This is a genomic window from Flavobacterium sp. PLA-DH12, from assembly GCF_059511845.1.
In genome coordinates, this window is record NZ_JCAMPD010000003.1 from 222,881 (window position 1) to 244,239 (window position 21,359).

A 21,359-nucleotide genomic window follows, 5' to 3' on the forward strand; every position below is an offset into this window, starting at 1 on the left:
CCGCCCCTAATGAAAAATTTTTTTGTGTTTATTGTATTGTTAAATACATTTCCGTTCTTTGGACAAAATGATCAAAAAACCGCATTTCAAAAAAGTAAATACGAATTAGCAGTTTCCTACTACAAAAAAGCTGATTTCGTAAAGGCAATAGATTTATTCTCTTTAGCAGCAAGAATTAAACCAGACAATGAGATTGGAAAAGATGCTGTTAGTAAAGTAGATACTTTGCGCGGACTGTTGAGAAAAGAAATTTTAAGCAACGTTCTAGGAACTTGGAAAAGAACAGGAAGTCAACCAGTTTGGTCAACAACAGCATCGCCAGACAGTAGTCAATCTAGTTTTGATGAATTGATCGAAATTAAAGAAAACGAAATATTGTTTTATGAAGTAGATAAAAAGACGAAAGTAAAGAAACTTCTAAAAACAGAAAATTTAGTTTACAATGATAATAGCACTACAGTATCAGTATTCTCAGAGATTATTCTTTCAGATGGAACAGTTTGGAACTGTAGTATTAACGAAAAAGCAAACATATTACATGTTATTAATGTAGCGGTTAAGACTGAAAACGGAGTCGAAAAGATAAAAGATGATAACGAGGAAAGTTATTACGTTAAAATTTAATAAAAAAAGGGAATCAACTGATTCCCTTTTTTTATGGCTTTATGTTTTATAAAAATTTAAATCCTAGTGAAAAGTTTGTTACTCCAGTTTTAATTTCTCCATTAGAAGCATCTATATCGGTAAGTCCTGCAAGATACCTTATGTCAAAAGTCAGCCTCCAAACATCAACTCCAACACCTCCAAGCACGCTGTGATTGTTTCTTTCAAAAGCAATAGAATTAAGATTGTTATTGCTGCTTATGTCTGAATAATTCTTCCAATTGTATCCCGCAAAAACTCTTACATTACCTATTTTTCCAAGCGGAATGATTTTAAAACCGGCAATTAAAGTGGCATCGGTTCCAGAGAGTTTAAATTCGGTTTCTCCTCTTCCGTCTTGAAAAACGCTGAAATTACTTTGGGCATAACCAAATTCGCCTTGCGCATAAAAAACGGTAAGATTTACTCTAGCAAAAGCGGCAAAGCCAATTCCTGTATTCGTATGATCGGAGCTGAAGTTTTTTGCATCGACAGAAGTAATATTGGTCGAAAATTGCGGTCCTATTTGTATTAATTGCGCAAATCCATTGGCACAAATACATAAAAATGCTGCTAAAAAGAATTTTTTCATAACGGAAGCTGTTTGATTTTGGTACTATAAAAATAAACATAATAGATTAGAATTGAATGATTTGTCTGATTTATTTTTATGTAAAGTTTTGATAGTTAGCCATGTCTGATTTTTGTTTTACTTTTTCTATTCAGATTAAAATGAATTATTTTTGGAAAGATTTAATAGATACTTATGGAAATTAAAGCAATAAAAGCATCAGATACTTGGCAGATTCGTCATGAAGTAATGTGGCCAGAACAGCCTTTCGAATTTGTAAAGTTAGACGAAGACGATGCTGGATTTCATTTTGGCTTTTTTGAAGATGATCAATTAGTTTCTATAGTTTCTTGTTTTATTGAAGGGAAAGAAATGCAGTTTAGAAAACTGGCTACTTTAGAAGAATATCAAGGAAAAGGAATTGCGTCTTATCTCTTAAAATATATTTTGGAATTTGCAAAAAGTAAAGATTTGCAAAAAGTTTGGTGTAATGCCAGAAGCAACAAAAAGTCTTTTTATGAAAAATTGGGACTTATAGATACTCGTAAAACATTTGTCAAAGCTGGACAGGAATTTACAATAATGGAAATTAAGCTATAGAAAAGTAATTTTTTTGTTTGTATAAATATTTGTTTTGTAGTTGTTTATATTGCATTTTTTGAATCGGATGTTGCTTTTCTTCATCTAATCTTCATATAAAAAGTTACCGAAAACGTTTTCATTTTATGTAACTGTTAAAGCTTGTTAAAAAATCTTTTTTTGTTTTAATTCTTTTATTACTTTCGCACCGAAATGAGAAAGTTAATAGTATTTTTAGTATTCATGAATATGCTTCTGTTTGGCGGAGGCCAATATTTGAATGCAAATACTTTTGGTCCTCATAATCACCATCATCTACAAAAACACAGGGTTAAATTTACTAATCAAGATCGCGGAAGCTCAACAATTGAAGAAGCTACAGATATTGATTTAGAAGAAGATCTTGTTGGAGGCGAAGATGTTGATTTACTTACGAACAAATATTTTACTGCTTCGTACAGTTTGGTAGACACTTTGTATCTGGCACTTTCAGATCAGTCTGCAGCGAATGATTCCAATCGTTTAAAATTTTCTGCGCCTATATTTGGGCATTCAAATCCTATCTATATTACTCAACGAGTATTAAGAATTTGATTCTAAAGTATACATCGGTTACCTGAGTTTTGATCTCTGCGTATCTTGCTGTTGTATATTTTTTCTACTTCCGCTTATATGAAAGTTATGGTCTGGACTAAGGCTGACTGATGCATTTTAACATCCAAAAGGAATTTTTATTCCAAAGCATTCAATCGCTTAATTTCCAAACTAAATCATGAAAAAAATCATTGTTTTCACAGGCTTAATGGCCTTGGTGTGCTTAACGAGCTGCACATCTAAAAAAGAAGAAAAAGAAGAAGTTGAAAAATTTACCGTTACTAATCCGGTTAGAATTGATACTTCGTTTACCAAAGAATACGTTTCACAAATTAGATCGGTTCGTAATATCGAACTTCGCGCCCAAGAAAAAGGGTTTTTACAAAATATATATGTTGACGAAGGACAGTTTGTAAAAAAAGGACAACTGTTGTTTAAAATTATGCCAAACATGTATCAGGCAGAATTGTTAAAAGCGCAGTCAGAACAAAAATCAGTAGAAATTGAATTACAAAATTCAAAATTACTGGCTGATAAAAATATCGTCTCTAAAAACGAATTAAGTGTAGCTCAAGCAAAATTGCAATCTGCAAAAGCTGAAGTTGCATTGGCAAAACTTCATTTATCATTCACAGAAATTAGAGCTCCGTTTGACGGAACAATCGATCGTATTCCTTTAAAACTTGGAAGTTTAATCGATGAAGGAGAATTATTGACAAGCCTTTCAGACAACAGTCAGATGTTTGCTTATTTTAATGTTTCTGAACCAGAATACATCAGTTATGAAACGCATATTAAAGATCGTGCAGATAACAAAGTGAATTTAGTTTTAGCAAACGGAGAACTTTTTAAAGATAAAGGAAATGTTGAGGTTATCGAAAGTGAATTCAACAACGAAACAGGAAATATCGCTTTCAGAGCAAGATTCCCAAATTCAGGAAAATTACTTAGAAATGGAGAAACAGGACAAGTTCAAATGAATGTTCCTCTTAAAAATGCTATTGTAATTCCGCAAAAAGCGACTTACGAAATTCAAGATAAAAAATATGTTTTCGTGGTTGGTAAGGACAACAAAGTTAGTTCTAGAGAAATCACCATCACAGGTGAAATTCCTGATTTGTACGTAATCAAAAGCGGTATTACAGAGAACGACAGAATCCTACTTGAAGGTGTTCAAAAAGTAAAAGAAAACGACAAGATTAAATTCGATTACGAATCTCCTAAAGAAGTAATCAATCATTTACGCTTAAAAGCAGAATAGTTTTTTGTTTTAATAGTTTCAAGTTACGTACTTAACCTAAAACTTGAAACCTGAAACTTGAAACATTTTAAACTTCAATAAGTTTAATCATTTAAAAAATATAAAAATGTTTAATAAATTTATTCAAAGACCTGTTCTTTCGATAGTAATATCGTTGATTATTGTCTTTTTAGGGGTGTTGTCGGTTTTAAATTTACCAATTACACAATTCCCTACCATTTCACCTCCAATGGTGAATGTTACCGCAGATTATCCTGGATCTAACGGTGAGTTGATGATCAAGGCGGTTGTTATTCCTTTGGAAAGAGCCTTGAATGGTGTTCCAGGAATGAAATATATGGCTTCTGATGCTGGAAATGACGGGGAAGCAACTATTAAAGTAGTGTTTAATTTAGGTACAGATCCTAATCAAGCTGCTATTAACGTTCAGAACCGTGTGGCTTCTGTTACCAATAAACTTCCTCCTTTGGTAATTCGTGAAGGTATCAAAATTACCCGAGAAGTGCCAAGTATGTTGATGTACGTGAACCTTTACAGTACAGACAAAAATACCGACATGAAGTTCTTGTATAACTATGCCGATATCAACGTACTTTCTGAATTGAAAAGGGTTAATGGTATTGGTTCTGGAGATATCTTAGGAACACGTGAATATGCAATGCGTATCTGGTTGAAACCAGACCGTATGTTGGCTTATAAAATTTCTGCTGATGAGGTAATGGAGGCATTATCAAGTCAAAGTTTGGAGGCTTCTCCTGGTAAAACGGGAGAAAGTTCTGGTAAACGTTCTCAGGCATTTGAATACGTGTTGAAATATTCTGGACGTTTTACAACAAAAGAACAGTACGAGAACATTGTAGTAAAAGCAAATCCGAATGGTGAGCTTTTAAGATTGAAAGATGTTGCGAAAGTGGAATTTGGAAGCTCGATGTACGATATCTATTCTAATTTGAATGGAAGACCATCCGCAGCAATCGTATTGAAACAATCATTTGGAAGTAACGCGAATCAGGTTATTGAAGAGGTTAAAGCGAAACTGGAAAAAATTAAACAAAGATTTCCAAAAGGAATGGATTATGAGATTTCGTATGACGTTTCTAAATTCCTTGATGCTTCTATCGAAAAAGTAATTCATACTTTGGTTGAAGCCTTTATTCTGGTAGGTTTGGTAGTATTCCTTTTCTTAGGAGACTGGCGTTCTACGGTTATTCCGGCAATTGCGGTACCAGTATCACTAGTTGGAACTTTTGTATTCATGACATTCTTTGATATTTCATTGAACTTAATTACATTATTCGCTTTAGTATTAGCAATTGGGGTCGTCGTCGATGATGCGATTGTGGTTATCGAAGCCGTTCACGCCAAGATGGAAGAAGAACATCTTTCGCCATTTAAAGCGACTAAACAAGCCATGCATGAAATTGCAGGTGCAATTATCGCAATTACATTCTTAATGGCGGCGGTATTTATTCCGGTTGCGTTTATGTCTGGTCCTGTTGGAGTTTTCTACAGACAGTTCTCTGTAACTATGGCAACGGCGATTATTCTTTCTGGTATCGTGGCTTTGACATTGACGCCTGCGCTTTGTGCGATGATGTTAAAAAACAATCACGGGCAGCCTAAAAAACCAACTCCTGCAAATAGATTTATTGATGCTTTCAACGAAAAATTCAATTTAGCACAAGGAAAATACCAGAATTTATTAGGTAAAATTGTTGACAGAAGAGTGGTTACTATTTTAGCGCTTGTAGTTTTTTGTATTGGAACATTTTTAATAAGCAGTTCGGTTCCTTCAGGATTTATTCCGAATGAGGATCAGGGAATGTTTTATGCGGTAATTCAGACACCTCCAGGTTCATCTTTAGAGAGAACGAATAATATTGCTGAAAGAGTTCAAAAAATTGCAGAAGATATTGACGGAGTAAAATCGGTTTCTTCATTAGCGGGTTATGAGATTCTGTCTGAAGGTACAGGAGCCAACTCAGGAACGTGTTTGGTTAACTTGAAAGACTGGAGTGACAGAAAAGAATCTGTTGTGGAGATTATGCATGAAATGGAAGAAAAATGTAAAGATATTACAGGAGCTAATATCGAGTTTTTCCAACCACCTGCTGTACCAGGTTATGGTGCTGCTGGAGGATTTGAGCTTCGTTTGCTAGATAAAACGGGTTCTGTAGATTATAAGAGAATGGAGCAGGTAAACAATGACTTTGTTGCCGAATTGAACAAACAGCCCGAATTATCAAACGTATTTAGTTTCTATAGTTCTAGTTTCCCTCAATACATGATGAAAGTCGATAATGACTTGGCGCAGCAAAAAGGGGTTTCTATCGAAAATGCGATGAATACTTTGTCAACTCTTGTGGGAAGTAACTACGAGATCAGTTTTATTAAATTCGGTATCAACTATAAAGTTATTGTTCAGGCTTCACCAGAATATCGTGCACAGCCAGATGATATCTTGAAATTATATGTGAAAAACGATCGTGATGAAATGGTTCCTTTTTCTGCTTTTATGAAATTAGAAAAAGTGTACGGACTTTCAGAAATTACACGTCATAACATGTATACCTCAACACAAATTAGTGGTTCTCCAGCTGCTGGTTATAGTTCTGGTACAGCGATTAAAGTAATTCAGAGAGTAGCTGCTGAAAAATTACCAAGAGGATATGATATTGACTGGGCAGGTATTTCTGCCGATGAGGTGGCTCAAGGTAATCAAGCAATTTGGGTATTCTTAATCTGTTTAGGATTCGTATACTTGGTATTAGCGGCACAGTACGAAAGTTTCATTCTGCCATTATCAGTAATTCTTTCGTTGCCAGCAGGTATTTTTGGAGCTTTCCTTTTATTGAAATTAACTGGATTAGAAAACAACATTTATGCACAGGTTGCGATGGTAATGTTGATTGGTTTATTAGGTAAAAATGCCGTACTGATTGTAGAGTTTGCCATACAAAGGCACGCTGCAGGATTATCAGTTTTACAGTCAGCAATGGAAGGAGCAAAAGCAAGGTTCCGTCCAATTTTGATGACTTCATTTGCCTTTATTGCAGGTTTATTGCCACTCGCATTTGCAACGGGACCAGGTAAAATTGGTAACCGAACAATTGGTACTGCAGCTGCGGGAGGTATGCTTATCGGAACCATTTGTGGTGTATTTGTAATTCCGGGCTTGTATTTCATTTTTGCCAAAATTGCTGAAAAATACAAATTGGTAAAACATGAATTAGAAAATCCATTAACAGAAGAAATTGATAACAATCATGTATAAAGTTAAAACATATCAATATAGTATTGCATTGGCTGTATGTCTAGCAGTTGCAGGGTGTAAAACCCCTGCACCTGAGGCAGTAGTTACAACCAGTACACCAGTTCCTGAGTCGTTTGGTGCAACAGCTCAAACGCAGGATGCAAATAACAATACGGCAGCATTAAACTGGAAAGATTATTTTAAAGATCAGAATCTAGTAGATTTAATCGATGTTGCACTAAAAAATAATCAGGAACTAAATATCACTCTGCAAGAAATCGAAATTGCGAAGAATGATATCCGTGTAAAAAAAGGACTTTTATTGCCAACAGCAGGTTTACGTGCTGGAGCGGGAGTAGAAAAAGTGGGTAGATATACCAGCCAAGGTGCGGGTGATGCTACAACTGAGATTAAACCGGGTGTTGAGACACCAGATCCGTTAGGAGATTTTACTATCGCCGCTTACGCGAATTGGGAGGTAGATATCTGGAAAAAACTGCGCAATTCTAAAAAAGCAGCTTTAAACAGATATTTAGCTACAGTAGAAGGCAAAAACTTTGTAATTACAAACCTCATCGCCGAAGTTGCCGATTCTTATTATGAATTATTGGCCTTAGACAATCAATTGGATATTGTAAAACAGACTATCAAATTGCAGACTAACGCTTTAGAAATTGTAAAAGTTCAAAAGCAAGCGGCAAGAGCAACAGAATTGGGAGTTAAGAAATTTGAAGCAGAGGTATTAACTTCACAAAGTTTAGAATTTGATATTTTACAGCAGATAAAAGAAAACGAAAACAAAATCAACTTTTTGCTAGGAAGATATCCGCAGGAAATCAAAAGAACAAGCAGTACTAATTTCTTGAGTTTATTGCCAGCACAAGTAAGTTCTGGAATTCCATCTCAACTGTTGCAGAATCGTCCAGATGTTAAACAAGCAGAATTAGAGTTGGTTGCAGCAAAACTAGATGTAAAAGTTGCCCGTGCTGAGTTTTACCCTTCTTTGGATATTACTGCAGCGATTGGAGTAAACGCTTTTAAACCTTCTTATTTGTTCACCATGCCAGAATCGCTTTTATATTCATTGGCAGGAGATCTTGTAGCGCCTTTGATTAACAGAAATGCAATCAAAGCGGAGTTTGCAAGTGCCAACGCAAGACAGATTCAGGCATTATACAATTACGATCGTACGGTTTTAAATGCTTATTTAGAAGTTTCAAACCAAATGTCTAAGATCGAGAATCTTCAAAAAGGTTACGATCTTAAATCGAAACAAGTTGACGCTTTAAATACTTCGATTGACGTTTCTAACGATTTGTTTAAATCGGCTAGAGTGGATTATTTTGAAGTTTTGATGACGCAGAGAGATGCATTAGAAGCAAAACTAGAATTAATCGATACTAAAAAAGAACAATTAAATGCTGCAGTTCATGTTTACAGAGACTTGGGCGGCGGATGGAAATAATATTGCCAATTAATTTGTAGAGAAAAAGCCTTTCGGAAGTAAAATTCTGAAAGGCTTTTTTGTAAAAAAACATTTTGTATTGGCAATTCACTGTTGTGAAAAAAGGAACCTTAAACCTTGGGAGCTACAATTAGTTTTCAGGGTTTTTTTTATGCTTTTTGTTTTTCTTTTTTGTTGTTACTATTTTTCTTACTTATTTTTAAACTATTTATTATATTTACAATATAAATTATGTAATATTTTATTTACTTAAATACCACTTCTCATTTATTGATTAAGGTTATAAAATCTACACAAACCTGTAAAATAATCAATACCCTTTAAATATGAGTTTTTTAGCAAAATTAGAATTAGACAATGAAGTGTTTAATGTTTTAGAATTTGATGTTCACTTTAGCCAGAATGTCGATAACAACGGAAAACCTGCCAACAAGACAAAAGGCGGACAGATAAAACTGGTGGTAGAAACGACACAGACAGACCTGTTTTCAGATTGGATGGTATCCCAAACGAGTGTAAAAGACGGAAAAATCATTTTTTATCGTAGAGACGCAATGAGCACCATGAAAAATGTAACCTTCAAAAAAGGCTATTGCATATCGTTTCATAAAAGTTTTAGAAGTGAAGGATCTGTTCCTATGGTCACCGAGATTTTAATTTCATCAAATGAAGTAAAAATCGGAAACACACTTTTTGAAAATAACTGGAAAAATTCATAGACCTTCTAAATGACTAATTAATATGGCATTACAAACGATCACAAATATTAGAATTGGCGAAATTCGAATTACTAATTTCAACAAATTAGAAGTTTTTCAGACCATTCACGACCATCACACTTTTTCATTCGAAGTAAGACAGGATTTATTGGTAGAAGAATTTAAAAGCGTTATGCCTTTTTCTCAGAAATTATATGGAGAAAAAATAAGCATAGAGATAAAACCTATAGACGGACTGGAAGATCTTATTATTGGGGCGGATCCTAAAGATTATATTATGCAGTTTTATGGTATAGTGACCGAAGTCAAACTGCAAAAATCACGTATCAAAGACATCGAAGAAACCATTGTGATAAAAGGAAAAAGCTCCACAATAGTGCTGGAAAATGGGCCAGAATGCAACTCTTTTACCAATATGTCTTTGAGCGATATTGTAAGCAAAGTAAAATCAGGCTGTGATATCGATATGGATGTCAGGCCATTTTATTTGGAAAATCTGCCTTATACCGTGCAGTATAACGAAAGCAATTTCGCTTTTCTGAACCGTTTGGCAAAAAGAAACGGACACTGGCTATATTATAATGGACGGACAACCATTTTTGGAAGTCCTGGCGGCGTTGGCGGACAGCCAAAATTAATTTTCGGAATAAACATGCAGGATTTTGATTATACCATTAAACTTTTGCCTGCCCAGTTTAAAATAATGGAGAATGACAATTATGACGGCCAGTATAAAACCGACGAAACTTTAAGATACAGAAAAGAAGCCGACGGATTTCATCAAAACTTTTTAAACAGGTCTAATGAAGTTTTTAATATAGAAACCGTAATACAGCTTAACCAAACTCCTGTTGGCGGATCTGGAAGACGGTCTTCTGAGGAATATGCCAAAAATAAAATGCGCGCAGTTTTAAGCGGTTTGGTAGAAATGAAAGCATCGAGTGAAGTTCCAGGCATTACTGTAGGAAACGAAGTGCGCGTATTGGGTGTCGACATGCAGTTGGAGAGCTCGTACCGCGTAACCCAAATTACGCACGTCTGCGATGACGGCGGCGGTTACGAAAACCACTTTACAGCCGTAAATTTTAACGGTTCTGTATTTTCTCCCGAAACAGATCCAGATTTAGTGCCTTACTGCAAGAGCCAGACCGCCATTGTAACCGCCAACGCAGATCCTGATGGATTTAGTGGCGTACAGGTACAGATGCCGTGGCAGGTAGCTAAAGGCCAAACCACGCCTTACATTCCTTTAGTGCAGAATTACGGAGGCGATGCCAGAGGCGCTCACATTATCCCCGAAATAGGAGATACCGTTTTTGTAGACTTTCAGGGCAATAATGCCGAACTGCCTATTGTAATGGGAACCATGACCAGCAAAAAAGAAAAAAGCGGTTATAGTACGCCGAATAATGATATAAAGGCAGTAATGCATAGCCGAAGCGGAAACCGAATTATTAATGACGATGCTACGGGTGACATAACAATAGAAAGCCAAAAAGGCGAAACAATAGCCGTAATTCATGGTGATGGAAACATTAGGTTTAAAGCTCCTAAAAATATTGAATTGGAAGCAGGGGAAGATATTATTTTGTCGGCAGGAAGAAACATTACATCTACCGCAGAACAAGATATTTCTGAAAGTGCAGGGGGCAATAAATCTACAACTGTTGGAATGATACAAAGTACTCAAGTGGGCGGAGACAGTATGCTGCATGTAAAAGGAAAAGCACACGAACAAATTGATGGTGAATTTAAATCAGAGGTAAAGGCAGACAGAACAACCCAGACCAACGGAACGAATACTTCACAGATAGAGAAAAGCAGTGAATTTCATTCGAAAACCGACATAAAAAATAATAGTTCAGAAAACACCACACAAAACTAAAAATATGGCTATTAAAACAATCAACGGTATAACCATAATGGGAAATGATAAAGAAAGCTGTTCTTATCATAATTCAAAAAATAGAGCCCATTTCAGTCGAAATAATAAAGGAGTGTTCTATACAGATTCCGTTGGCAATTATATGAGCAGTACACCTAGATTTATAAGTATTAATTTTCAACCCTTTAAACTAGAAAGTTACGGCGATGAGATTAGAAAATCAGATGGCACTCGAATGATAATGATGCCTAAAGTGCAAATTCAGGAAATTGCAAACAGTACTTTTTATGATGAAGATCAGTTTCATGTAATTGATTTTTTAACTTTTAGTATAACCGAAGAAAATAAAGAGCTATGAAAACCAGATATGTAGGAGGAGATTATACAGAAATAACCGGAGGAAACAATAAAGTTTTTGCCAATAGTATTGTAATTAATGCTGAGCGAATAAGTTACAATGCTCCACAGCATACTTATGGAGACCCTGTTGATGCTAAACCTTTTGAGATTCCTGATTTTTATATGAAGTTAAGGATTAAAGAACAAAAAAAGCCAGAAGATAAAAAATACAATGGTGAATTTGGTTTTGATTGGATCGATTTGAATCCAGATACTGGGCGTATCGAAAAAATACAAGATGTTCCTTTTGAGGATGTCGAATATTTTTATAAAGAAGGGCAAAATGGAGATTTAGGCAATATTATTGAAAAAACTTCTGATGAAAGCGGAGCACGAACAGCAATTGAGAAACATTATAAATACAATTTATACAGCAAATATGTCGATTATCCTTATATACTCTTAAAACCCGATCAAGAAATTATTCTTGAGCTCAATACTATACCCTATAAAGGAGAACTCAAAGAAGATTATCTCTCTATAACCGGAGATGAGTTTTATGATTTTACCATTGATGGAGGCACAAAAGAAGGTAAAACTGCTAAAATAAAAGTAACAGCCGAAACAAAACTGGATTTTAAAATAAAATGTCTTAAAGAAGGTCCCGAAAAAACATACGATTTTAAACATAACAATACAGTACTCCCGGAATGGATTATTGGCGGACTGGTTATGATGGAAAATAAAGTATTGAATTTAAAATTCAGAGTTATTGCTTTGGTTTCAAACGAAGGAAGTCCAAGCGCAAAAGCAAAAAAGCTTTTTGAAAAGTTTAGGGATAATGGCGTTGCAAAATATCTTAATGAAAACTCTTTGAATCAGGCTGGTTATGAAGTTGAAATAGAAAATCAATACATGTTTGCAAATTTGGATAATCCTGATGTTAATCTTGATGAATATTTTTATGCTTTTGATAAAGAGGATTGGACTAGAAAAAAATATTTTGGAAACATAATAAAACAAAAACCTGATGTTGATCCTGTTACTGGAAATTGCAAGGTTGGAAGCTGGGATCCTGTAAAAAATGAATGTAATAAAGTACCCGTTTCTACAGATGTAATAGTAGATGATCAAAAAGATTTGGGATTGCCTGAAAAAAGTAACAAAATGGATGGAATTACTATTTCAGCATACAAAGATAAACTTAAAACAAAAGGCAAATCTTATGAAGGGGGCATCATCATATTAGCTGATTTTGAATCTTCTGATGAAAATACGGGAGCATATAGTCGAATGGACCCGCTTAATCATTATGCATTGATGGTGTATTCTACTAATACAGGGGCAAAAGACACCTACTCTCACGAAATTGGACATATGCTGGGATTGCCTCATTCATTTTATCATTCAAAAGAGAAAGAAGCATATAAAAATGCTAGAGAAAATATTTTTGGGAATAGTGAGCCAGAGAAAAAATCTGATGGGACGAAGAATGATAAATATAAACCAGGGATAAAAAAACATATCAATAAAGTAAGCAATATAAATCAAATTTATTATGGTTGGGGGTATTTGGTTGCTTTTAGAAATAATATTATTTCAGCATTAGAAAAGTATAATAAAGCAAGGCAGATTGAGGTGGAAAAAGAAATTAAGGAAAGAGATGTAAAAAAGGCTTATTTCATAAATTATAAGGATAATGATTTAGTAGGCTCTACTCAAACAAAGAAAGAATATTTTAGGATTTGGAATGATAATATCAAACTAATTGAGGATTATATTGAGGATAATAAGAAGGCTATAATTGATTTAAAAAATAAGAAAGTAAATAATTATGTTGAATCAGAATTGCAAAAATGGTTTTATAAGACAGATATAATAAAATTATTAAATGAAGAATATGATTACTATAATAAAATAATAGCACAAATTCATTCTAACTATGTTATGTTTAAGCAAGGTAAAACCAAAAACATGATGGATTATGATAATAATAAAATAGCATATTTAAGTAATCAAATAAGGATAATGCGTAGTGATATGCAAAATTACATAGATATAATAGAGGTAAAACCAAAACCAAAGAAAAAATGAAACGAAGTTTAATATTTCTTACTTATTGTGTAATCGGTATTACTTCTTGTACAACTGTTAATTTTCTTAAGCATCCTAAATTGCTCTGTAGTAAAAAGGTTGCTTGCAAAAGACATGTGATTTTAGAAGAGCCTATGAAACTTGAATTTGGAAGAACTTATAATAATTCTCTCGCAAATTTTACGTATTTAGATTTTCCTGAAGAAGATATTCGTATGGGACAAGTATTGTATGAAGAACAATTTGCTGAAGGAGGACTTAGAATAGGTAAAATTATATATCACTATAAGCAAGGAAAATGGTTAAGTGGCGATGCTGATTTTGATAAAGATGGAAATATTTATGTAAAAGGAAAAATATGGCGTGAAGAATACTTTAAAAATGGCCTAAGAGATAGCATTTTTAAACAATTTGATAATGATGGAAAAATTATTTACGAAACCACTTTTAAAATGGGCACAGGTCTTTGGAAAGAATTTCATAGTAATGGAAGGTTATATTTTGAAATATATACTAAAGACGGATATTTTACAGACACATTGAGACTGAATGACGACAAAGGAAAAATTATAGGAAAGAGGCTTTATATAAAAGATTCATTGGTGTATGATGAAGGTCTTCCTTGTTTTCCTTATCGACCTCAAAGTGTTAAGAGTGATGGCTTAAATATGAAATCAGATTAGAACCCGAAACAGATCCAGATTTAGTGCCTTACTGCAAGAGCCAGACCGCCATTGTAACCGCCAACGCAGATCCTGATGGATTTAGAGGCGTACAGGTACAAATGTCTTGGCAGGCAGCCAAAGGCCAAACCACGCCTTACATTCCCTTGCTAGCGCGAGCGTCTCGCTCGTGAACACAAAGCTTTATTTAACCGAATTAATCCTCAAGCGCACGAGCGGGACGCTCGCGCCAGCGGGGGATATGACACTAAAAGCTTCTAAAACAATTCATGCAAATAGTGGAGCGAAAAGCAATTTCAACTAAATAGTAAAAATTATGGCTATTATAAAAAGCGCCAAGAACAGCAGTTTGAAAATAACTAAAAAGCATATTGTTGTAGCAAAAGAAGTAGAAAAAACTAGCGAGACTATAAAGTTAGTTTCTACGTACGGAAATATCGAATTAAACAGTACACAAAAAATTATAAAAAATGGGAACATCAATTAGTTTAGGCAATTACGAACCAGACCAAGTGCCAGAACCTTGGGAAGAATATCAATATAGAGAATTATCTAGAACATATTATACACAGAGTGTAAATATGGCTTTTAAAAGTGGTGATATTAATTTGATGCACTGTATAACAGCTCTAACCTCATTAGAATTTAATAAATGCTTTACTGATTCTGCAAAAGATATTACAATAGACAAAGTTCCAAGAAAATGTTATTTAAGCGCTTTAACCATTTATATGGATAATAAAGGTAAAATAGTAAAAGGAGAAAAAGTATTGACAGAATTTAAACTTGTTTACGATTTATCTGAAAAAAGACACGTTTTAGATCCTTCTTACAAAATAAGTAAAGAAAAAGAAGCCTGTATAGATGCAAAAGAATTACACAAAGATATTTTAGAAAATAAAACTGTGAGCTTTAAGAGTGGAAAAAATTATGTCTTAAAAAAATTTCATGAATATATTAAACAGGCATCGCTTTGCAATTGCAGAACAGATGTTAATTATACGAATCTAAAGGTTGCAGAAAACCGTGATGAACTAAATAAAACTTTAAGTTTTTTAGGAATAACAACAGCTGCAGTTGGTTTTATACCAGGGAAAGCACTAGTAATTGCAGACACCGCTATGAAAATTTTAGGAATGGCTTTAAGTGCAGAGCCAAGATTTAGTCTTGCAGAATATACTTATCCTATAAAAGGACCAGTTTATTTAGATGAAACAACTGAATTAAGAGAATATAAAAGAGAAAATTACAATGGTTATATTTCTTCTCAAAAATTAGATGGAAAACCTAAAAATGTGGAGCGAGATGTATTAAAAGAATTAGAAGAATTTGGTTTAATATTAAAATAGAAGTAAAATGAGAATTGTAATTATATTATTTATAATAACATTAGTGTCCTGTGGAAAAAGAGATAAAATTAACCACTATTTACCAGATCCAATAACACAGCAAGAATTATTAGATAACGGTTTTTATAGATATTCTTATGTTGATACTGTCAATAAAGAAGATTTACATAAATATACTTCTGATTATACTTATGCTTATACTCATACGCGTATTGACTCGATTGGTAAAGGAGACGGAATTCATGATTCGATAAAATTATTAATAAGACGTGATATATATTCGAATGTAAAACCGGAAAAAAATGAAAAAGGAGAAATACACCCGACACATTTGTGTAATTTTTACGGCAAAGATACAATCAAAAGAGAAGTAAATACTAGATATTTAAAAGATGAGCTAAAGGGAAGGATAATAACTTACTTATTTATAAATGATTCTCTTGAATATAAAAGTATAATCGTTGAAGATTTTGACAAAAAAAATAAAGGAATAACTGATTTCACGACCAAGACAAAAATTTTACATTATTATGATAGCCTAAAGATTCCCATTAAGCCGTTGTTGGTGAAAGATATAAGCACCAAGGGTCACCCAACTGTGTTTTTGATAAGCAACCTTAACGCAAGGATACGATATAGTAATAAAAAAAACTTTTACGAAAGTTCCATCAATTATATTGATAATGACAATTATACAGTTCATAATATTTTAGGGTCATATTATTCCGGGTTGCAATGGTATCCAGTAAAATAAAATTATGTGGTTAGATGAAAAGGATAAATTATCTGATCACGCAGATTTTTGTTCGTAACAAACCTGCGCTATCGGAATCGTTTACAAAATCTAAATCGTATTAATTAAAAGACAAAAAAACATATATAAAAGTAATGATAAAAAAAATAGTTGCATTATTGTTATTGGCAATTACGGTAAGTTCATGTGTAGAAAAAAAACAAGAATGGTCTGTTCGTATTTCTGTTCCAAAAGAATACCCTGTTGCGATACAGCGAGGATTTGTGGGCAAATCTTTTTTTGGACCATCTTGTATAAATTCAAGTTGGGGAATTGGTGTAGAAGTTGCTAAAAAAGATTTTTATACACTCCCTGAAACTTTTGAAATAACTTGGCTTTCTTTAGTTGAACAAAAATTCTATAAAGGTAAATGGCAATTACCAGAAAATATTATTGAAAGATATCTCAATCAAGAAGAGAAGAATAATAATGATAAGTTTAATTGTAAAACCATTCAACTTGGTCTTGCTCCAAAAGGAGTGGTTATAGTATGGTTGATAGGAGATGATGATGCACAAATTGAAATTGGCAGATTCCAAGCTTCTGAAACACTATTAAATAAAGATGATGTATATGACAGTGCAAAATTTATGTTTGAAAAAGGATTCTCAAAGAAAAAACTATCTGACCCAAAATTTCTTTCAAATGAAACAAGAGAAAATATAAAGCAACATGGGTATCCAACTCCTAATGTATATGATTTATATAGACAAAAATATACTTGGAATCAAGAGATCTCTATTCCTGAGGGGGGACAAATAATAAGTGTAAAAGCAAGAATGTGTAATGGTGAATGTCAGTCTCTCGTTGGCAAACCAATTTTTAATCCAAGTGAAAAAAAGGCTATTCCTTATCTTTTTATTGTAAAATGGAAAGACCTCAAAAATCAAGATTTTATAACAAAAATCGCTTTTTCAGAAGGTAATGAATATTGGCAAAAAGATAATGCTTTTACAAAAGAAGAATTACCATTAAACTTTGATAAAGGTTTTATAACAAATCAGTTTAAAAGTAAAAGCGAAATATCTACCACAGTAGTAATAAAAATTGATAATGATTCAACTGCGTATGCATTTTTAGAGCAAAATGGTATGCAATTGAATATTCCTAAATTTAGTCAAGAGACTAAAAAAATAGTAAAAAATGCTCCTTGCATTTGTAAATAATAAAATGGACTGTAAAAAAACAAAACCCTGCAAACACATATTCGCAGGGTTTTCAATTTTTATTAAAATAATTTATCTATTACTAGCGCAAGCCTTATAGATCTGTTTCTCTGAAAATGGCGATAAGGCTTCGGCGAGATTTCGGCTGGTTCTTAAACAGCTCAGTATTTTTTGCCTTAAATTGATGTCGTCGCCAAACTCTGTATGCATGAGGAGCTCGAAGATTTCTTGCAAATACATAGGCTGTTCTTTGTAATCTCCCTCAAACAATTCGTCTGAAAGGAAATTAATTACGGATGGCATTACATCACGATGTGTTGGTTTTTGATTTTCTTTTAGCATAATCGAAAATATTAGACACACGAAACCCTCGCTTTAGATGTGCTAAAATACCCGAATAGGATAGATTTACCATTGTTTCCGCAGGTACATCATGGCGAGGGAATCGCTTATGTTAACTTATAAAGTTTTTAGGATGATATCCTAGGTATTTTAGCAAAGCAAAGATATGCTTTTTATTATAAAAGAAAGAAAAAACTTACTTTTTATTCTTTTTGAATTGTAATGATAAGTTTAGGTTTAAAACAAAGATAGAAATTATTATTTGTGATTGAATCGCGCCCTAGCTTTGATTATAAAATTTAGGTTTGCTGGAACTTGGGCGACCGATGGAAATAATATTGCCAATTAATTTGAAGAGAAAAAGCCTTTCGGAAGTAAAGTTCTGAAAGGCTTTTTTGTGTTTATAAAATTGTCAAACCAGTATTTTTATACGGCTTTAAAATTTCCTCATCTGGAGAAACATTGGTTACCAAAACATCGATGTCTTTTATTGGACAGACAAAATAAGGTTCGGCTGTTTCTACTTTTTCGATAGAGCTTAAAGCAATAACAAAGTTGGAGTTCTTAATCATATTTTTTTTCAGCATAGAATCGTCGTATAAAATTCCCGTAATACCACGTTCATGGTGAATACTGCAAATTCCTAAAATGAAGATATCTGCTCTAAAATTTCTAAAGAAATCGATTGTTTCAATACTCGAAGTCGCAAAAGAAGTCTTGCACATTTTTCCGCCTGCAAAAATTAAATCAATATTGGGTAAATCTTCCACCAACGAAGCTATGGGAAAACTATTGGTAATAACCGTCAATTTTAAATCGTAAGGAAAGCTTGCTACTAAAGCTAGAGAAGTGGTTCCGCCGTCAATAAAAACGACTTGTCCGTCTTTTAAATACGAAATAGCTTTTTGAGCGATAATTTTTTTGTTTTCGATATCGTGTTTTTCTCTTTTTCTATAATGAAGCGGAATCGGAGAAGGAGCGACCGCACCGCCACGAACTGCTTTTAAAAGTCCTTGATCTGAAAGCTCTTTTAAATCACGTCGGATCGTATCTTCTGAAACGCTCAGATATTCGCTTAATTCTATAGAGCTAACTCGGTGTTCTTTAGATAGATATTCTAAAATTGCTTTTTGACGTTCTTCCTTTTTCATTTTATTTGCGGTTTTATATTGCAAAAATAAGTTAAAAATTGCAATATTTTGCAATTTTTGCATAATTTTACCGCAAAATAAAATTATCATGAGAAAGAAAACCATTGCAGTCGATATGGATGGGGTACTAGCGGATATAGAAACCCAATTGATTGAAGAATATAATAAAGAATACGGAATGAACCTTTCAAAAGAAAGCATTCAAGGATTAAGTGAAGAAGAAGCTTTTAAGGAAAGAGCACTTTTGCACGGAATTTTAAATAAGGGGAATTTTTTTAGAAATCTGCCTGTAATGCCCGATGCAGTCGAGAGTTTGCAAGAACTCCAAAAGAATTTTGAAATTTTTATTGTTTCGGCAGCAACAGAATTTCCAGTTTCCCTAGCCGAAAAAGTAGCCTGGCTCGCAGAGCATTTTCCTTTTATAAAATGGGAAAATATAGTTTTATGCGGCAGTAAAAGAATTATCAATACCGATTATCTGATTGACGATCACTGTAAAAATCTAGATCATTGCATGGGAAAACCTATCATGTTTACTGCCTTTCATAATATAAACAAAACGCACCATTTGCGAGTAAATAGCTGGAAAGAAGCGGTGGCGGTTTTAAACGAAACATTATAAGCTAAATAAGGTTATAATAGGATTGTTTTTTGAAGAGAAAAGCCTTTCAGATTAATTCTGAAAGGCTTTTTATTTAATACGCGAATTTTTCTTTTACTTTAATCTGAGTTTGTTCTGGCATTGATATTTTTACTTTAAATCCTTTGCCAGGTTCTGTATCGATATCAAATGTTCCGTTGACCGCTATAATGCGATTTGACATGTTTTGAAGGCCATTTTTTACAATCATACTTTTTTCGCAGCCTTTGCCATTATCTCTATAATTTATTGAAATTGATTTTTGGTCACTTTCAAATCGAATCACAACAATACTGGCCTCGCTGTGTTTTTTCATATTCACCATTAATTCCTGTAAAATTCGGCTGATGGTGATCTTTTTTATATCGTCAATATGCTCCCAATTTATATTTTCTAAATTGGTAATCATAATATTTCTCTCTCGTGTATTATAAGCAGAAAGCATTTCTTTTATACTGCGGGTAAAATTTGCTCCTGTATCAATACTATTATTTTCTCTAGAAATTCCCCTTACGCGACTATAAATATCATCTAGTTTTTGGAGTAAATTCTCTTTGGTGTTTTCTACAGATAATGGCTGAGATTCTGCAAAAGCGATAACTTGAAAAACATCGTTTGCTAGTTCATCGTGGATTTTTTTAGCAATTCGGGTTTCGGTGTTGTACGAAGTTTTAAATTCGATGGCTTTATTTTTATTTTTATAATAGCGTATTAAAATGAATATTAGAATAACTAAAAAAGCAAAAACAATTACTGATACGATTTTTAGGTACTGGGCTCTTTGAAGCGATAATTGATTCTCTGCCTTTTCTAAACGAAGTTTTTCGTTTTCGTCTTTTTCTTTTTGGGCATCATATTTAATTTTGGCAGACTTGTTTTTAAAATTATTTCGAACCTTAATAATGCTGTCATTTAATGTAAAGTACTTTTGTGTATATTTTGCTGTATTAGAACTGTTGTCATTTGAGATTAATATTTGCAGGGCTTCTAATCTTTCATCAACGCTATTCATTTTTGTGGAAATGGTATACGCTGCAAGAGCGTTTTCATCTGATTTCTTTATGTCTTTTTCTGAATAATAATCAGCAAGGTGTAAATAGCTTTCAATGCTTCCATAGATATCTTTAGTGTCAATTTTGATCTGGAGTGCTTCGTGCATTAAATGAAATCCTTTATCTTCCGCTCCCTTTTTTAAATAAGCATAACCTAAATTGTCTTTTATTGTAGCTTTAAATTGAGTATTGGAAACATCGTTTGAAAAATTCATTCTTAAAATAGATTCAAGAAGAGTAATTGCTTTATCATATTTTTTTTGCTGAATATAAACAGCTGCAATATTTTGTATTGGATATTGTTTGTAAGTAGAATCGGTATACTGATCTGCTGCCTTTTTATAGTAATAAATGGCATCATCATAAAGAGAAAGTTCTTTGTCTGCTATGCCTAATATATTATTTATAGAGGCTATATGATCCTTATCCTTAGCATAAATGAGTCCTTCCGTTACAGTTTCCTTGCTCCCGTAATAATCACCATTTACCAGTTGGATAGACGCCATTTGAATAAGTATATAAGGAATTTTGGCGCTGTCTTTTAAGGTTTCAAAAAGGGCTTTTGATTTGTTAAATTCATAAAAAGCGGTGTTAAAGTTTGCTTTTTCATAATTTTTAGCAGCCTTATCTCGTAGACTAAGCGCTTCTTTTCGAATCAATTCAGTGTTAGGAGTAGTAGGACTTTCTTTCTTGCATGAAAAAAGAGAGAGAAGTAGAATAAAATAAAAAAACGGGGACCGTAACATATAAATTTACTTTCCCCGAAAATAGTAATTAATTA

At 33.3% G+C, this 21,359-nt stretch carries 20 protein-coding genes; 16 read left to right on the forward strand and 4 right to left on the reverse strand.

Annotation, left to right across the window (positions count from 1 at the left end; translation table 11 throughout):
• Positions 1-9: 9 nt before the first annotated feature.
• On the forward strand, positions 10-624 hold the full coding sequence (locus tag AC5ZCW_RS07350) for a hypothetical protein (RefSeq protein ID WP_496118815.1): 615 nt from the start codon (positions 10-12) through the stop codon (positions 622-624).
• Between the two features lie 46 nt (positions 625-670).
• On the opposite strand, the gene AC5ZCW_RS07355 is transcribed toward AC5ZCW_RS07350, so the two are convergent.
• Entirely contained in the window at positions 671-1,234 is a 564-nt protein-coding gene (locus AC5ZCW_RS07355) for an outer membrane beta-barrel protein (protein ID WP_496118817.1), read from the reverse strand.
• 174 nt (positions 1,235-1,408) lie between these two features.
• Between AC5ZCW_RS07355 and AC5ZCW_RS07360 the strand changes: the two genes are divergently transcribed.
• The 14 genes from AC5ZCW_RS07360 to AC5ZCW_RS07425 all read left to right on the forward strand — a co-directional run bounded on the left by AC5ZCW_RS07360 (position 1,409) and on the right by AC5ZCW_RS07425 (position 17,393).
• On the forward strand, positions 1,409-1,813 hold the full coding sequence (locus AC5ZCW_RS07360; protein ID WP_496118819.1) for a GNAT family N-acetyltransferase: 405 nt from the start codon (positions 1,409-1,411) through the stop codon (positions 1,811-1,813).
• Positions 1,814-2,005: 192 nt separating this feature from the next.
• Positions 2,006-2,386, forward strand: coding sequence for a hypothetical protein (locus AC5ZCW_RS07365; RefSeq protein ID WP_496118821.1), 381 nt, complete (start codon positions 2,006-2,008; stop codon positions 2,384-2,386).
• Positions 2,387-2,564: 178 nt separating this feature from the next.
• Positions 2,565-3,647 carry an efflux RND transporter periplasmic adaptor subunit gene (locus tag AC5ZCW_RS07370; RefSeq protein WP_343541410.1) on the forward strand — a complete coding sequence of 361 codons (1,083 nt, stop codon included), beginning with the start codon at positions 2,565-2,567 and terminating at the stop codon, positions 3,645-3,647.
• 106 nt (positions 3,648-3,753) lie between these two features.
• Positions 3,754-6,921: an efflux RND transporter permease subunit gene (locus AC5ZCW_RS07375; RefSeq protein ID WP_496118823.1), complete on the forward strand. Its 3,168-nt coding sequence runs from the start codon at positions 3,754-3,756 to the stop codon at positions 6,919-6,921.
• The gene (locus AC5ZCW_RS07380) at positions 6,914-8,365 is read left to right on the forward strand and encodes a TolC family protein (protein ID WP_496118825.1); all 1,452 of its coding nucleotides are present in this window, start codon (positions 6,914-6,916) and stop codon (positions 8,363-8,365) included. The genes AC5ZCW_RS07375 and AC5ZCW_RS07380 overlap by 8 nt, the downstream gene beginning before the upstream one ends.
• 326 nt (positions 8,366-8,691) lie before the next feature.
• Positions 8,692-9,084 (forward strand): type VI secretion system tube protein TssD, encoded by a 393-nt coding sequence (gene tssD, locus AC5ZCW_RS07385; protein WP_496118827.1) that lies wholly within the window; start codon positions 8,692-8,694, stop codon positions 9,082-9,084.
• 22 nt (positions 9,085-9,106) lie between these two features.
• Positions 9,107-10,969 carry a type VI secretion system Vgr family protein gene (locus tag AC5ZCW_RS07390; protein WP_496118829.1) on the forward strand — a complete coding sequence of 621 codons (1,863 nt, stop codon included), beginning with the start codon at positions 9,107-9,109 and terminating at the stop codon, positions 10,967-10,969.
• A 4-nt stretch (positions 10,970-10,973) separates the two neighbouring features.
• On the forward strand, positions 10,974-11,327 hold the full coding sequence (locus tag AC5ZCW_RS07395) for a hypothetical protein (protein ID WP_496118831.1): 354 nt from the start codon (positions 10,974-10,976) through the stop codon (positions 11,325-11,327).
• Positions 11,324-13,402 carry a hypothetical protein gene (locus AC5ZCW_RS07400; protein ID WP_496118833.1) on the forward strand — a complete coding sequence of 693 codons (2,079 nt, stop codon included), beginning with the start codon at positions 11,324-11,326 and terminating at the stop codon, positions 13,400-13,402. The genes AC5ZCW_RS07395 and AC5ZCW_RS07400 overlap by 4 nt, the downstream gene beginning before the upstream one ends.
• Entirely contained in the window at positions 13,399-14,085 is a 687-nt protein-coding gene (locus tag AC5ZCW_RS07405) for a toxin-antitoxin system YwqK family antitoxin (protein WP_496118835.1), read from the forward strand. Before AC5ZCW_RS07400 ends, AC5ZCW_RS07405 begins: the two co-directional genes overlap by 4 nt.
• A gap of 316 nt (positions 14,086-14,401) precedes the next feature.
• Positions 14,402-14,572, forward strand: a complete 171-nt coding sequence (locus AC5ZCW_RS07410) for a hypothetical protein (RefSeq protein ID WP_496118837.1) — start codon at positions 14,402-14,404, stop codon at positions 14,570-14,572.
• Positions 14,556-15,434 carry a hypothetical protein gene (locus AC5ZCW_RS07415; RefSeq protein ID WP_496118838.1) on the forward strand — a complete coding sequence of 293 codons (879 nt, stop codon included), beginning with the start codon at positions 14,556-14,558 and terminating at the stop codon, positions 15,432-15,434. Before AC5ZCW_RS07410 ends, AC5ZCW_RS07415 begins: the two co-directional genes overlap by 17 nt.
• A 7-nt stretch (positions 15,435-15,441) precedes the next feature.
• The gene (locus AC5ZCW_RS07420; protein WP_496118839.1) at positions 15,442-16,188 is read left to right on the forward strand and encodes a hypothetical protein; all 747 of its coding nucleotides are present in this window, start codon (positions 15,442-15,444) and stop codon (positions 16,186-16,188) included.
• 134 nt (positions 16,189-16,322) lie between these two features.
• Positions 16,323-17,393 (forward strand): DUF2931 family protein, encoded by a 1,071-nt coding sequence (locus AC5ZCW_RS07425; RefSeq protein WP_496118840.1) that lies wholly within the window; start codon positions 16,323-16,325, stop codon positions 17,391-17,393.
• Positions 17,394-17,465: 72 nt separating this feature from the next.
• On the opposite strand, the gene AC5ZCW_RS07430 is transcribed toward AC5ZCW_RS07425, so the two are convergent.
• On the reverse strand, positions 17,466-17,735 hold the full coding sequence (locus AC5ZCW_RS07430) for a hypothetical protein (protein ID WP_111362943.1): 270 nt from the start codon (positions 17,733-17,735) through the stop codon (positions 17,466-17,468).
• A 401-nt stretch (positions 17,736-18,136) separates the two neighbouring features.
• The gene (locus tag AC5ZCW_RS07435; RefSeq protein WP_496118842.1) at positions 18,137-18,886 is read right to left on the reverse strand and encodes a DeoR/GlpR family DNA-binding transcription regulator; all 750 of its coding nucleotides are present in this window, start codon (positions 18,884-18,886) and stop codon (positions 18,137-18,139) included.
• A gap of 88 nt (positions 18,887-18,974) precedes the next feature.
• On the opposite strand from AC5ZCW_RS07435, the gene AC5ZCW_RS07440 reads away from it, so the two are divergent.
• Positions 18,975-19,508, forward strand: a complete 534-nt coding sequence (locus AC5ZCW_RS07440) for a 5' nucleotidase, NT5C type (protein ID WP_496118843.1) — start codon at positions 18,975-18,977, stop codon at positions 19,506-19,508.
• Positions 19,509-19,581: 73 nt separating this feature from the next.
• On the opposite strand, the gene AC5ZCW_RS07445 is transcribed toward AC5ZCW_RS07440, so the two are convergent.
• A complete protein-coding gene (locus AC5ZCW_RS07445) occupies positions 19,582-21,237 on the reverse strand; it encodes a tetratricopeptide repeat-containing sensor histidine kinase (RefSeq protein WP_496118844.1) in 1,656 nt (551 codons plus the stop codon).
• Positions 21,238-21,359 lie beyond the last annotated feature (122 nt).

Excerpts from the sequence above, each read along its gene's own strand:
- AC5ZCW_RS07350 (WP_496118815.1), top strand. The coding sequence starts at position 10 with ATGAAAAATTTTTTTGTGTTTATTGTATTGTTAAATACATTTCCGTTC.
- AC5ZCW_RS07355 (WP_496118817.1), bottom strand. The coding sequence starts at position 1,234 with ATGAAAAAATTCTTTTTAGCAGCATTTTTATGTATTTGTGCCAATGGA.
- AC5ZCW_RS07360 (WP_496118819.1), top strand. The coding sequence starts at position 1,409 with ATGGAAATTAAAGCAATAAAAGCATCAGATACTTGGCAGATTCGTCAT.
- AC5ZCW_RS07365 (WP_496118821.1), top strand. The coding sequence starts at position 2,006 with ATGAGAAAGTTAATAGTATTTTTAGTATTCATGAATATGCTTCTGTTT.
- AC5ZCW_RS07370 (WP_343541410.1), top strand. The coding sequence starts at position 2,565 with ATGAAAAAAATCATTGTTTTCACAGGCTTAATGGCCTTGGTGTGCTTA.
- AC5ZCW_RS07375 (WP_496118823.1), top strand. The coding sequence starts at position 3,754 with ATGTTTAATAAATTTATTCAAAGACCTGTTCTTTCGATAGTAATATCG.
- AC5ZCW_RS07380 (WP_496118825.1), top strand. The coding sequence starts at position 6,914 with ATGTATAAAGTTAAAACATATCAATATAGTATTGCATTGGCTGTATGT.
- tssD (WP_496118827.1), top strand. The coding sequence starts at position 8,692 with ATGAGTTTTTTAGCAAAATTAGAATTAGACAATGAAGTGTTTAATGTT.
- AC5ZCW_RS07390 (WP_496118829.1), top strand. The coding sequence starts at position 9,107 with ATGGCATTACAAACGATCACAAATATTAGAATTGGCGAAATTCGAATT.
- AC5ZCW_RS07395 (WP_496118831.1), top strand. The coding sequence starts at position 10,974 with ATGGCTATTAAAACAATCAACGGTATAACCATAATGGGAAATGATAAA.
- AC5ZCW_RS07400 (WP_496118833.1), top strand. The coding sequence starts at position 11,324 with ATGAAAACCAGATATGTAGGAGGAGATTATACAGAAATAACCGGAGGA.
- AC5ZCW_RS07405 (WP_496118835.1), top strand. The coding sequence starts at position 13,399 with ATGAAACGAAGTTTAATATTTCTTACTTATTGTGTAATCGGTATTACT.
- AC5ZCW_RS07410 (WP_496118837.1), top strand. The coding sequence starts at position 14,402 with ATGGCTATTATAAAAAGCGCCAAGAACAGCAGTTTGAAAATAACTAAA.
- AC5ZCW_RS07415 (WP_496118838.1), top strand. The coding sequence starts at position 14,556 with ATGGGAACATCAATTAGTTTAGGCAATTACGAACCAGACCAAGTGCCA.
- AC5ZCW_RS07420 (WP_496118839.1), top strand. The coding sequence starts at position 15,442 with ATGAGAATTGTAATTATATTATTTATAATAACATTAGTGTCCTGTGGA.
- AC5ZCW_RS07425 (WP_496118840.1), top strand. The coding sequence starts at position 16,323 with ATGATAAAAAAAATAGTTGCATTATTGTTATTGGCAATTACGGTAAGT.
- AC5ZCW_RS07430 (WP_111362943.1), bottom strand. The coding sequence starts at position 17,735 with ATGCTAAAAGAAAATCAAAAACCAACACATCGTGATGTAATGCCATCC.
- AC5ZCW_RS07435 (WP_496118842.1), bottom strand. The coding sequence starts at position 18,886 with ATGAAAAAGGAAGAACGTCAAAAAGCAATTTTAGAATATCTATCTAAA.
- AC5ZCW_RS07440 (WP_496118843.1), top strand. The coding sequence starts at position 18,975 with ATGAGAAAGAAAACCATTGCAGTCGATATGGATGGGGTACTAGCGGAT.